Origin of the sequence: Flammeovirga pectinis (assembly GCF_003970675.1) — a bacterium.
Taxonomy (GTDB): Bacteria; Bacteroidota; Bacteroidia; order Cytophagales; family Flammeovirgaceae; genus Flammeovirga; species Flammeovirga pectinis.
The window spans coordinates 3,342,153-3,356,295 of the sequence record NZ_CP034562.1; the positions used below are offsets into that span (position 1 = coordinate 3,342,153).

Consider the following 14,143-nt stretch of genomic DNA (forward strand, 5'->3'; position numbering starts at 1 on the left):
TCTTTACTTAAAATAGATGTGATACCTATTATTTATAAACTCTTTTTTTGTTTAACGCATTCTGATAAATACGTGCATATCGATTATGCTCTGATAATGTTTTTGAGAAATGATGATATCCCGAAAAATCTGCATCAGCAACCATATACATGTATTTATGTTTTATAGTGTTTAATACTGCGTTCATTGCCTGCGTAGAAGGAATTCTAATTGGCCCCGGAGGTAAACCTGTATGTTTATACGTATTATAAGGAGACTTTACTTCTAAATGTTTATTTAAAACACGTTTTACATCAGTAAAATTTTCTACCATACCTACCTCTACTGCTGCATAAACAACAGTAGGATCTGATTGTAATGGCCAATTTTTATTTAAACGATTAATGTATAACCCTGCCACTTTTGGCATTTCGTCTGCTTTTATAGTTTCAGATTCTACTATAGATGCTAATATCTGTACCTGAAAAGGAGTTAATCCAATCTTTTCAGCTTTTGCATCTCTTGCATCATTCCAAAAACGATCGTGTTCTTTCTTTAATCTCTTTACTAAACTTTTAGCAGAAATAGTCCAATAGACTTCATAGGTGTTCGGAATAAAAATACTTTTTACCGATAATGAGTCTAACCCCAAATCGTCTAAAAATTCTTTATCTGTAACTACATCATAAAACTCTTCTGGAGTTATTTCTAACCGCTGTGTAATACGTTCTGCTACATCCCAAGTAGTTCTTGCATTATTAAATGTAATTTTAATTGGGGTTTGAGCTCCAGATCTTAAAAACCTGACCGCTTCATTATTTGTCATTTCAGGTTTTAAAACATATAAACCTGGTTTAATATTTTCGTTATACTTTAATGCTTTACTCACAAAACGGAATGGTACTAGTCCAGAAATAAAATCATATTTCTGTAAAGTATCTGTTACATTCTCTATTGTTGCATTGTGTGGTATTCTAATTACTTTACGTTCTTCTTGCCCCACCATAATATTGGGAGTAAAGAAAACTTGATAAAAATAAACTATCAAAGAAATTGATAAGACTGAAAAGCCTACAAATAAAAAAACACGTATGTTACCTTTTACCATTATATAAAATATGTTTACAACTCTAAAGTGAGTGCTAATTTACTTTTTAGATTCTGGGTGATAAATTAAAGTAGTCAATCTGTCTTCTGCAAACATTTCGTTAGCTACTTCAACTAAATCTTCTGATGTAATTGCCTGAATTTGCTGGAAGATTTCTTCCAAAGACTCAAATTTTTCTTTATCTAAAAGCCCTTTACCCATTCCTAACATAATAGATAAATTGCTTTCTCCAGACATTGCAATTTGTCCCATTATCTGCTGTTTTGCAGATCTTAATTGCTGAATACCTAATTTTTTATCTCTTAAAGAAGCCAATTCCTTATGGACTAACTTTAGACATTTATTAAGTTTCTTATCTTCTGTAGCAAAGTATATGCTAAACTGTCCGCTATCTAGGTAAGCTGATGATCCCGCTGAAATATCATACACATAACCATACTTTTCTCGGATCCCTAAATTTAATCTAGAATTCATTGCAGGACCTCCTAAAAGGTTTGTCAATAAGAAAAAAGGCATTCTTTTTTTATGGTGAAGTTCATAAGATTCTGCCCCTAACATAACATGTGACTGTGTTATTGGCTTAAACTTTTCTACCAATGTAGGTTTGTAACCCGTAAATATCTTTCTTGATCGGTCGTTTTTAGCTTCCTTGATACCTCCAAAATATTTTTCTACAATACTTAACACCTTATCAAAAGGAAGGTTTGATATTGAAGAAATTACAACTTGATGTGTATCTACGTTTTGAGCAATAAAATCAAAAAAATCTTGTTGCTTAAAACTATTCACACTTTCAATAGTCCCTAGAATATTTCTTCCTAAAGGATGATTAGGGAAAATCAGTTCATCAAATTCATCTCCAATAGAATCTGCAGGGTCATCCCTGTACAATGCCATCTCTTCTAAAATAACCGAACGTTCTTTCTCAATCTCCTTCACAGGAAAATTTGAGTTAAACGTTAAATCTGATAATACATCAACAGATTTCTCAAAATGTTGAACTAAAGTTGAAGAATAGAAATGAATCTTCTCTTTAGAAGTGTAAGCATTTAACTCACCTCCAACGGAGTCGATACTATTTAAAATATGATATGTTTTTCTCTTGTTTGTTCCTTTAAAAGCCATGTGCTCCCAAAAGTGAGCAATGCCTTGTTGAGCTAGCGTTTCGTCTCTACTACCAACATTAATTGCTACGCCACAATGGGCTAACTTTGTTGACTTAATTTGTTTATGTATAATTCTGATACCGTTACTTAAACGGTGTATCTGAAACTTTGTATCCATTAAGTTTTTTTTACTCCCCTTTCATCAATAAGCAAACTATTTAGTGTCTACTTATGTTTCACTACCTCAAAATATTGAGCCTGCAAATTTAGCTATTATAGTCGATTGTTTTAGTTAAAGCTCTTAAGTATTTAAGAAAATTATATTTAAATAAGACGATTCAATTCTATGTTCGATTTTTTTAGAAAAAAAAGGCTCGTAAAAATTACTAACCTTTTCAATTAACTGTTATTATTTACTATTGATTCTATTTCATTTTTGGTGTAGAAACAACTCCATTTATAGGTGGAGTATTGATAATACATTGCTCACCATTCCTCCATTTAATAGTTACTTTCTTCACTTTATCTTCTTTTCCTAATCCAAAATGGACAGTATTTAGTAAACTCTGTGAATGTATTTCTCCTGCAGACCCTACTCGTTTTTTATAAGTGTTAGAAGCTGTTTCTACAATAACAATAGCAGATATTGGGTCTACATTCTTCTCTTCACTATAATTTACTCTAACCTCCAAAAAGTTAAAATCATTAGTATTCAAGGTTTTGTATAAATACCACTTACCATAATTATCACTTCCGCTCAATAAATCTACATTTCCATCTAAATCGTAATCAAATGCTTGCCCCATATCTCCATGCCCTTTATCATTACTATCCATTGCTCCATGTGATGTAGTTAGTTCAAATTGTCCTCTACCATTATTCAGTAATAACCAATCTGTAACTCTTGATTGTAAAAAACCAAACCTGTATACAAATAGATCTGAGTATCCATCATTATTAAAATCTGCCACTGTTACACCTTGGTGACTTCCTCCTTTTGGAATATTCCACTCTATCGATTTATCAACAAAACCATTGCCTGTATTTCTTAATAAAATATCTTGAACATTTCTATTCTGTGGATTCCACTCAGTAGTAACACTTTGAACTCCAGAAATTGTTAATCTAACATCCCAATAAATATCATTATTTCTGATCCACTCTACTTTCCATTTCCCATTACCTAAATAGCCAAAATACCATCCATTTTTAGTACGTTCAGTAGACCATCCTTTAGCCATTTCTTGAGTCACCTTTACAGAATCTATTTCTTTTATAGAATTTATAGCTACTTTTTCACTTCCTAAATAAATAGGAAATCCATCATCATACATTCTATACCACAGAAACATATTTGATAAAACAATATCTCCATATGCATCAAATTCCATGCTTGTAACTCCTTTATTCCCTTCATCTCTTATATCTACTTTTTGATGTATAGGATCAAAATCAAACGATTTATTTGCTGTCTGATAATATGTTTTCCCTCTACTTAAATATAAGTCTAAATGCCCATCGTTATCAATATCAATAGCAGCTGCACCTGTTATGTATTCAGTATTCTGCATTTTTTTTGATAACCACTTTTCACTTCCATCAGAAAAAGTAAAATCACCATTTCCTAGCCATATAGAAAGTGGTTCAAAAAGAATTAAATCGTCTATTTGATCATTATTAATATCAGTAACTAAGACACGTTCTCCTTTTGCTTTCTCTATTCCTTCTGATTTTCTATTCTGAAACTTCCCTTCGCCTAAATTCTCATATAGAATATGTTGTGCTCCATCAGAAGCATTTATCCCTTCAGCATTAATAAAAAGTAAATCAAGGTCTCCATCTAAATCCATGTCAATCCAGCGTACTGACCTTCCTCTTGCTCCTAAAGTTATTCCTACCTCTTTAGATACATGCTTAAAAGTACCATTGTCATTTCTTAATAAATGTGGTGGCTGAGGGTCTGTTCCGTTTCCTCCTCCCTGAGAAATTAAAATATCTAAGTCTCCATCATTATCATAATCAGCTACAGCAGATCCATGAATATCCCATTTCATTAAAGGTTTTTTATTTTCTTCTACTTGTCCATTTCCTTTATTCCAAAATAACTTTGCAGGTACTTTATCATGGTTATTTAATACAAAATCATAATATCCATTGTTATTAATATCGCCAATAGATGGACCTCCATACTTCCAAGTTACCTCGGTAGTAAAGCCAGATGCCTCTGAAATATCTTTAAATTGAGGAATAGTTATTCCTTCATAATCAGAAAATTTGAGTTGATGAAGTACAATTTCACTTCCTTTATTTATGAAGGATAGTTCTTTTATACCATAATTTTTAAAGTCTACTAAGATAGAAAATGTATGCCTTCCCTTATTCGGTATATCAAGCTCGTCTACTAACGTATTTTTTCCTTCTTTAATAGATAAATTAGCATAAGCCCCTTTACACTCTATTTCTAGAAATACTTTCTTAACTGTTGTATTTTCTACTTTAAATGTATGCTGATAAAGAGCTGTATTTAGTGTTACTGCAGATTTTAATACTGATGTATCTATACGTGAACATCCTCCTATTATTAAATAAATTGATAGTAAGAAGAGTAGAGTTATTTGTTTATTCATTTCGATTATGTTTGCTATCACTTGATTAAAAAATTCGATGCAACAAATACTCTCATATATATCAAAATGACTATTTATACCACTAGACAAAAAATCAACAATCGTTACTTTCCTATATTAATCCTGCAAAAAGAACCTATAAAGGATGTTATTCTATAAAATTGATCAAAAAAAATCACCACTAATAATTTAATATTAATGGTGATTCTATTTATTTCTCTTTCGAAAGATCTTTGATTACGTAAACGTCTTCGCCTTTCTTTCTGAGTAAGTATTTTTCTCTAGCAAACTTTTCTAACTCTCGGTCATTCGTATTAAGTTCTCTCATCTTTCGATGTAAGTCTTGTATTTCTGACTTATAATACGTTTCCTGGTTTTTCAATTCTTGTTCTTTCGCTTTCTGATTTCTTCTTCTAAGAAGGTTATCGTTATCAAAAAATGAAATCCAAACTAAAAAAACGAGTGCTGATAAAACGTAAAAGTTTTTTAGGTAAGCTACCCAATCTATATTTTTAGGTCTATTCGACATAATTTATTACTCGTACAAAATGTAATCTGAAAGAGCATTAAAGCCCCGCTCCTTCTTCTATTATGTAAGATACTTCAAGAACATTATTAGTCCTATCAATATCAGCAACTTTTTGCGATGGGTCTATCTCTACACGTTTTAATTTCTTCCCTTTTGTAGGAACAGCAATTGTGTAATGAGGGTGCGTCCAAGGCCAATCTTCTAATTGAACCCAATTACCTTCAATTTCAGATTTCTTACCTCCTCTCATCATTCTAAGAGGCATATAATAAGTTATTTCTATATTGTCGTCAAGAGATACTTTTACTTCCATAGGCATTGGCATTTTACCAATTCGTTCTAAGGTAATATAAGTTGTATCACCTTCAGTAAAGGTATTTTGTACTCCGTAATCTATCGTTTTTGTAGAATAAACAAAGTATTGTTTGTACCACTGTAACTCTAAACCAGATTCTTTTTCCATTACTCGAATAAAATCATTTGCATTAGGATGCTTAAATTTCCATTCTTCGTAGTATCTCTTAAAACCTTTATCAAAAGTTTCTTGCCCAACAATATAGCTTAGTTGGTGTAAGAATACAGCTCCTTTAGAATATGATGCAATTGAATAGGCTGCATTTTTCTCAAAGTGGTCTGCATGAGTACTTAGAGGTTCTTCAATTCCTCTTTTAACAACGTAGAAATAAGATTTATAAGATCCTCCATGGCCATCATCTTTACCATTTACGTTCTCTTCTATCTCATTGCCAATGTAAGAGTTGAAACCCTCATCCATCCAAGCATATAAACTTTCGTTTGTAGCCAAAACAAATTGGAACCAACTGTGTAGCATTTCGTGCACCGTTACACCTACTAAACTATTTAGGTTTCTTTTACCTGTAATTAAAGTAAGCATTCCGTATTCCATTCCACCATCACCACCTTGAACAACGCTATATACTTTATACGGGTATTTGCCTACACGTTTGTTTGTATATAAAATTGCTTGTTCTAAATAGTCTGGTAATTTATTCCATACATCATCAATTCCTTGGTTTTTCTTCCAAAAGAAATGAAGCTCTGGGCCATTGTCCATCTCTACAATCTTATGATTGAAATCTGGATCAGCAGCAAAAGTAAAATCATGTACTTCAGGAGCTATAAAATGCCAAGTTAATTTGCCATTTTTAGATTTTGCTCCTTTCTTAATTCCTTCATAGCCGTGTCCAACATCTTCTGCATTTTGCAAATAACCTGTTGCTGCAACTACATATTTCTCATCTAAAGTAAGCTTAACATCAAAATCTCCCCAAATACCATAAAATTCACGTCCTACATAAGGATCTGGATGCCAGCCTTCGTAATCGTATTCTGCCATTTTAGGGTACCACTGCGCCATTGAATAAGCTACTCCTTCTTTATTATCTCTACCTGTTCTACGAACTTGAATAGGTACTTGCCCTTCAAAATCCATTACAAAAGTTGCTTTACTATTTGGTAGAATCGGTTTATGTAATGTTACTTCTAAGATTGTTCCAACAGTTTTATAGTCTACAGCTTTACCATTTTGTTTTAATGATAGTACCTTTTCGTAACCTATTTCTTCTTTTGTTAACTTAGAAATTCTATCTTTTACTCTACCATCAGGGTCTTCAATTGTTCTAGACCTCACATCCATCATACTACCTGGTTGGAAAGCATTAAGAAATAAGTGATAAAATACTTTATGTAAAGTATCTGGAGAGTTATTATAGTACTCTATTTTTTGATTTCCTTGGAATTTATGGGTGTTTACATCAAGCTCAACATCCATTTTATAATTGGCTCTTTGTTGCCATCTATCTGATTGTGCTTGTATTCCGATTGATACAAGACAAAATATCATTAATGTAAAAAAATACTTCTTCATTGAAGGAATTATATAGGATGATATGTTATTAAGTCTATTTATGGGTGCAAAATACAAAAGAAAATAATCTGATAAAGTATTCTTATCGATTAGATGTTAAATGACCCTTTATTAAATGTGATTTTATTGTAAAATCGGCATTAAGTTAACATCGTAGTTAATTCACTAATCTTTTGATGACGTACAAAGGAGAAAGTCATTACGTCTACGTCTTCTATCTTTTGATATAATTTCAGTGCTGCTTCTAAATACTTCCGTTCTCCTGTAACTTTACCTTTAGAGGCCAAAGCATCAGTGAGTAATTCAAGTTGGATAAAATCTAATTTAGCGGATAGATCCATTACTTTTAAAATCATTTCCTGAGTATCGTCCTCAGGGTTTATCTTCATGATCTCTGTAATGTATTTGTCTACTGTAGATTCTATTTCATCTCTATGTAACCGCCAGTCTAAACCTTGAAAACGGAGCATCATTTTCTCCAAATCCTTGATTAATCTTTTGATATAATCTCTTTTATCTTGAAGCATAGTAGTATTGGTTGATGAGTTATTTGAATTTACAATTTAATCAAGTAATAGGTTTCAATACCAAACTTAATCACTATTATTCGCCAAATGTAAAAATCAGGTTTCCGAAGAAATTCCAAATCATTACAACACCAATTGCTAACACTTTTGAGATATAGAAATTCAATTTAAATTTCTCATGCAGTAACCATATTATAGCATTACTAAAAGCTAATCCAATAATTGATACAGAGAAAAATTTAATAAACTGAATACTCACATTAGAATCATGACTCTGAAAAGTCCATATTCTATTTAGAATATAATTACTTGTTGCAGCCAATACAAAACCTGTACTGTTTGCTAAATATTTATGCCCTTTAAGTTTTTCTTTGATAAGGTAAGTTACCCCGAAATCAATAAATGTTCCCGAGAACCCTACAACCCCAAATTTTAAAAACTTCCAGAATAATGCTTCCCAATTCATATACACTTAAGCAGACTAAAAATAAAATATCTTGCAAATTAAAAAAGATCGGGAATAAACATTCCCGATCTTCAATATATCTATGCCCAAAAGGGAACTTAGTCTTTATTATACTTGCGACGTCCTCCGCCACCACCGCTTCCGCGACGATCACGATCTCCACCACCACGACGATCACGGTCTCCACCGCCACGACGATCTCCACCACCGTAGCCTCCTCCGCCACGACGACGATCTCCACCGCCACCGCCGCTGAATCCACCACGACGACGGTCTCCACCGCCACCGCCACGACGACGATCTCCGCCGCCACCGCCAGCACCATTAGATACCTCTACATCGATCTTACGACCGTTGTATTCTAAGCTACCCATGCCAGAAATAACATCTTGATCTCTACCTTCTCCTACTTCAAAGAAAGAGAAATTTTGCTTAAGATCAATGCGTCCGATGTCGATACGATCACCTTTAACACCTTTATTGATAAGGTCAATTAACTCTTTAGGGCTAACTTCATCACGTTTACCAAGATTAATAAAGAATCTTGTGAAACCTGACTCAGCAGATCTACGGTTATTTTCACCACGCTCACGAGTATTAGTGTTATCTCTTCTATCGCTTGCATTAAGGTCTCTTGCTCCTCTATAGTAATCTAAGAAACGGTTGAATTCTAAAGCAACAAATCTGTTTACGATTTCTTCGCGGCTTAAGTCTTCTAATTTCTCGTATACTTTTGGTAAGTATTGCTCAATTTCTTCTTCAACCATTTCTACTGAGTGCATACGATCCACTAAGTGGAATAGTTGACGCTCACAGATTTGTGGTCCAGAAGGAATTGGATCTGTAATAAATGTTTGCTTGATAACACGTTCGATAGCTCTCAAACGGTGCTTTTCACGCATGTGAACAATAGCGATAGAAGTACCATCACGACCAGCTCTACCTGTACGGCCAGAACGGTGAGTGTACGTTTCGATATCATCTGGAAGATTGTAGTTAATTACGTGAGATAAATCGTTTACATCAAGACCACGAGCAGCTACATCTGTTGCGATTAATAACTGTAATGTTCTTTGACGGAATTTACCCATCACGTAGTCACGTTGTGCTTGAGATAAGTCACCATGTAATGCATCTGCATTGTAACCATCTTGCATTAAACGTTCTGCTACATCTTTTGTCTCTTGTCTAGTACGACAGAAAACAATACCATAAACATTAGGATTGTAATCCACTATACGTTTTAAGGCTTCGTAACGATCACTCGCTCTTACCATATAACAATAATGTTTTACATTTTTATTACCTGTGTTTTTTGTACCTACAGTAACTTCTTTAGGGTCAGTCATGTAGTTAGAAGCGATACGTGCCACTTCTCTTGGCATAGTTGCTGAGAACAACCATACGTTTTTATCGTCAGGAGTTTGATCTAAGATAGCGTCAAGCTCATCTTTGAAACCCATTTTAAGCATTTCATCTGCCTCATCCAATACAACTGTTTCAACTGCAGAAATATCTGTTTTATTTCTACGAATCAAATCGTGCATACGACCAGGAGTTGCCACAATAATATGTGCTCCTCGGTTTAATTGACGAATTTGTTGATCGATTGGAGATCCTCCGTAAACTGCTACAACTCTTAAACCAGGAATCTTTTTTGCAAAGTTCTCTAAGTCTTTTGCGATTTGTAATCCTAATTCACGTACAGGACATAAGATTAAACCTTGCGTTCTTTTATCCGACACATCTACGCGATGAAGGAGTGGAAGGCCGAATGCCGCAGTTTTACCAGTACCTGTTTGTGCTAAACCAACTAAGTCTAAATCCTCTGTAAGAAGCGTTGGTATTACTTCTTCTTGGATTGGTGTTGGTTCTTCAAAACCGAGCTCTGCGACTGCTGCTTGCAATTCTTCTTTAAGCCCTAATTCACTAAATTTTGCCATTTCTTGTTTTTTAGAACGCTTCCTTCCTTGTTTCTCTTCTTGTTCGAGGCGGACAGCCTCGAGCTATGATGATGTGGACAAAAGCGCTAACGTTTTTTCTAATAGGGTGCAAAGGTAAGTGATTTATAAGTTCTTTTCCTCCTCTGCTTCACAATCGTTAGTGTTTAAGGCAATTTATTGTGTATTTTTTCCTTCATTAACAAAAAAAGAGACGTTTAAGCCTCTTTTTTTTTGTTTTTTTGATTACAAATTCAATAATTGTAAGTGTCTTTAATACACCAAGTTACCTTTAACGGCATAGTTTTTTTCTCCTAAAAAGAGAATAGTTTCAGCTCCAGCCAAAGAATATCTCTTTAATTTCTGATTCATAGTAAACTCTAATTTCCCCTCTTTTTGTGAAGAAAATAAAGAATTATCTGTAAACATTTTAAACGCTACAGAAATAAGTTTACCATTCTTATCCTGAGATAATTCTAGCCATCTTACAATTTCACGTGGTCCACTGGCTTCATATCTAGTCACCTTTAGACCATCGTCTTTATTTGTAATTACAGTTACATAACTGTCTTTTAAGACAGGTCGGTTAATATCTGCTTGAGCAAATACTTCCAATTCTTTTTCCCAATCGATGTCTTTAACATCAATAACATCTTTTTCTCCATCGTAGTCAATTTCTTTTTCTACAGAAGGAGATTTTCTATCAAGATCTGCGACAGCACTGTCTATTAAACTCTCTAGATCAAAATAGTATACTTGATCACTATCATGAATTTTATCAATCTGTGAACAATTTGTTAGTAAAAAGATGTTAGTAAAAATTAAGCTAATGCGAACGAACAACTTCATGTATTATTGATTTTGATAGTTAATTACTTTTTCCAAAAAACTTCAATGTGTCGTTTTCCTGTCCAAAGAGTAGTACTGATTGCTTTTTTAGGTTTTTTAACTAACCAAGTACCTTCCTTCAAATATATAAATTCTTGTTTAATTACAATAGTTTCAGACTCTTTATGATACGCTATTAACAGAGTTCCCTCATTATTACCCTCTTTTACTTTTATTTTCTTCTCATCATAAGCCATAATTTCTGATACAGAGGACTTTGAGACCTCATCTCCTAAAATATGAATAGCCTTAGCGGCATCAGGAACGCCATAACCAATATAGTTATTTGCATAAGGGTAAAACCAAGAAGACTGAATTATTGCTCCCCTTATTTCTGCAGCTGTAGCAGAAGGTTTATATTGCCACAAGCAAGCTGCTAACCCTGTAATTACCGGGGCAGAAAACGATGTCCCAAATAATGAGAAACAAGAAACTTCTGGTTTAACATAATTCAACTGTTCTGGACCAATACTACTGTACGAAGCTTTTGTTCCTGTTTTAGTTGTAGCGCCAATACTTAACACTCCTCTTGCATCTGCTGGGGCACTCACCACTTTCCATTTATTATTATCACCTTCATTTCCTGCTGAAACTACCAACAAAACATTCTTTTCTTCTGCTGCAATTTCTGCTGCTCTAGTTACCATCGATGTTTTACCATCCATATCTTCTGGAGAGTAATTTTCTTTAGGGTCGTCAAAACCAATAGAATACCCTAAAGAACTATTTATCAAATGGATATCTAAAGAATCTACCATCCATTCTAAAGCCGCAATCCAATTTTCTTCTTCAGACCTATTTTCAGTATCTCCATTATCTGTTCTTGCTAAAAAGTAGGTTGCTTTATCCGCTAAACCATATCTCATATGGTTGTCTTTTCCTCCAATCATTCTAAAAACAGAAGTTCCATGACTATCTGAACCTGTTCTTTTACTATTAAAAAATATATTTTCTGAAGTTTCTACACCTGCTACATAATCTTTAAAGCCTTGTACTCTATCTTCTTCAAAAATAGTTTTTAAATAATCGTTAGTATTCGATTTCCAAAAACCAGCATCAATAATTCCTATCTTAACTCCATTTCCATTTAAAGATGAATTATACAATGTATCTGGATTAATTTGAATTAATGCATAAGAAGATCGTTTTACATCTTTATATGTATTTGATGCTAACTTCCAGTTTCTATTCACTGGTTTTATTTCTTTTATATAAGGTAATGATGATAGTTTATTTAAATCAGATGTTGATTTAATATTCACGGTAACTGCATTTAACCAACGAGAAGTTGTCTTTTCATAAAAACCCATTTGATGTAGTTCTTCAAGATAACTTTCGCATATAGATAGGTTAATAATATCTAAATTATCGTTCTCGCATCTATCATCAAATACTAACCAATATCTATTCTCTATCTGAGAATGGACAACAGAAAAATTCATGCTATTGATAATCAATAATATAAATAGCATTTTTTGTAGAATGGTAGTAGTACTGAATTTATGTTTAGTAAAAAATTGGTAAATCATATAGTTTTAAAAAATCAACGGAAGAAGTAAATTAGGTATTGTAATCTAATTTTTATCACAATACACATTTTATGGTTAGAATTTCTATTCTAATTTAGACTGTAAATGTTGTAGTAAAAAGATTTAAGTAAACATTATACAATTATTTCTAATAAAATGATTTAACTTCCATTCATAATCGGATAAATACATTATTTATTGGAATTAACGTCACATACTATATAACATATATTGAAATGAGATACGACAAAATCGATCCTAAATTATTTATTGAGAACCGTAAACGCTTTGTAGAAAGATTAAAACCTAGTTCTGTAGCCGTTTTCAATTCAAATGATATAATGCCAACAAGTGCAGATGGTACAATGCCATTTATTCAGCACACAGATATTTTTTATCTAAGCGGTATCGATCAAGAAAAAAGTATTTTAGTAATCAACCCTGATGCAAAAGATCCTGCCCACAGAGAAATCTTATTCTTAATTGAAACAAATGATGAGATTGCTATTTGGGAAGGTGCAAAATTATCAAAAAAACAAGCTACAGAAGTTTCTGGAATTGAAACTGTAATGTGGTTATCAGATTTTGAAACAACATTTAAATCTTTGGTATTTGATGCTGAAAACATCTACTTAAATACAAATGAACACCTTCGTGCAGATACTACTGTAGAAACTCCAGATGATAGGTTTAGAGTTACGTGTAAGAAACAATATCCGCTACATAATTACATGCGCTTAGCTCCAATTATGCATGATTTGCGTACAATCAAATCTCAACCAGAAATTGATGTAATGCAAAAAGCTTGTGATATTACTGAACAAGGATTTAGAAGAGTTCTTGCATTTACTAAACCAGGTGTAAAAGAATACGAAATAGAAGCAGAAATTACACACGAGTTTGTACGTAATGGCTCTAGAAGACATGCCTACACGCCAATTATTGCTTCTGGCTTTAATGCTTGTGTACTCCATTATATTGACAACGATCAAGTTTGTAAAGACGGTGATCTAATGTTAATGGACTTTGGTTGTGAGTATGGAAATTATGCATCTGATTTAACACGTACAATTCCTGTAAACGGTAAATTTTCTGAGCGCCAAGCTGCTGTTTACAGTGCTGTTTTACGTGTTCATAAAGCTGCTGCAAAAATGCTTGTACCTGGTAACAACCTAGTAGATTACCATGTTGAAGTTGGTAACCTTATGACGCAAGAGTTATTAAGTTTAGGACTAATTACAGCTGATGATGTTGCTAATGAAGATCCAAAATGGCCTGCTTACAAGAAATTTTTCATGCACGGTACTTCTCATCATATTGGAGTAGACGTACATGATTATGGACATAGATATAAGACTTTTGAAGCAGGAATGGTATTTACTGTAGAACCTGGTATATACATTCGTGAAGAAAATATGGGTATAAGAATTGAAAATGATTATGTTATCCAAGAAACTGGAGAACCATTTGATTTAATGCGTAATATACCTTTCGAAATTGAGGAAATTGAAAGCTTAATGAACAAAGCTTAGTTTCAAAATTAGACATAAAAAAGA

General features: G+C 33.1%; 11 protein-coding genes. 1 reads left to right on the top strand and 10 read right to left on the bottom strand.

The genetic code is table 11. The annotated features are described in order from the left end of the window. Positions 1–28: 28 nt before the first annotated feature. From mltG to EI427_RS13465, 10 genes are all read right to left on the bottom strand, one after another. Positions 29–1,087: an endolytic transglycosylase MltG gene (gene mltG, locus EI427_RS13420; RefSeq protein ID WP_126615467.1), complete on the bottom strand. Its 1,059-nt coding sequence runs from the start codon at positions 1,085–1,087 to the stop codon at positions 29–31. Positions 1,088–1,126: 39 nt separating this feature from the next. Further along, on the bottom strand, positions 1,127–2,371 hold the full coding sequence (locus EI427_RS13425; protein ID WP_126615469.1) for a M16 family metallopeptidase: 1,245 nt from the start codon (positions 2,369–2,371) through the stop codon (positions 1,127–1,129). Between the two features lie 247 nt (positions 2,372–2,618). Further along, positions 2,619–4,820, bottom strand: coding sequence for a CRTAC1 family protein (locus EI427_RS13430; RefSeq protein WP_126615471.1), 2,202 nt, complete (start codon positions 4,818–4,820; stop codon positions 2,619–2,621). A 211-nt stretch (positions 4,821–5,031) separates the two neighbouring features. After that, complete coding sequence (locus EI427_RS13435; RefSeq protein WP_126615473.1) at positions 5,032–5,349, bottom strand: FtsB family cell division protein; 318 nt, start codon at positions 5,347–5,349, stop codon at positions 5,032–5,034. Positions 5,350–5,386: 37 nt separating this feature from the next. Further along, complete coding sequence (locus EI427_RS13440; RefSeq protein WP_126615475.1) at positions 5,387–7,237, bottom strand: M1 family metallopeptidase; 1,851 nt, start codon at positions 7,235–7,237, stop codon at positions 5,387–5,389. A gap of 140 nt (positions 7,238–7,377) precedes the next feature. Then, positions 7,378–7,764 carry a hypothetical protein gene (locus EI427_RS13445; RefSeq protein ID WP_126615477.1) on the bottom strand — a complete coding sequence of 129 codons (387 nt, stop codon included), beginning with the start codon at positions 7,762–7,764 and terminating at the stop codon, positions 7,378–7,380. Between the two features lie 76 nt (positions 7,765–7,840). Further along, a complete protein-coding gene (locus tag EI427_RS13450) occupies positions 7,841–8,230 on the bottom strand; it encodes a GtrA family protein (protein ID WP_126615479.1) in 390 nt (129 codons plus the stop codon). Positions 8,231–8,328: 98 nt separating this feature from the next. Beyond that, positions 8,329–10,173 (bottom strand): DEAD/DEAH box helicase, encoded by a 1,845-nt coding sequence (locus EI427_RS13455; protein ID WP_126615481.1) that lies wholly within the window; start codon positions 10,171–10,173, stop codon positions 8,329–8,331. Between the two features lie 270 nt (positions 10,174–10,443). Continuing rightward, on the bottom strand, positions 10,444–11,019 hold the full coding sequence (locus EI427_RS13460; protein WP_126615483.1) for a hypothetical protein: 576 nt from the start codon (positions 11,017–11,019) through the stop codon (positions 10,444–10,446). A 23-nt stretch (positions 11,020–11,042) separates the two neighbouring features. Further along, complete coding sequence (locus EI427_RS13465; RefSeq protein WP_170178465.1) at positions 11,043–12,530, bottom strand: S8 family serine peptidase; 1,488 nt, start codon at positions 12,528–12,530, stop codon at positions 11,043–11,045. Positions 12,531–12,823: 293 nt separating this feature from the next. On the opposite strand from EI427_RS13465, the gene EI427_RS13470 reads away from it, so the two are divergent. Continuing rightward, entirely contained in the window at positions 12,824–14,119 is a 1,296-nt protein-coding gene (locus EI427_RS13470; protein WP_126615487.1) for an aminopeptidase P family protein, read from the top strand. The last annotated feature ends 24 nt before the right edge of the window (positions 14,120–14,143 follow it).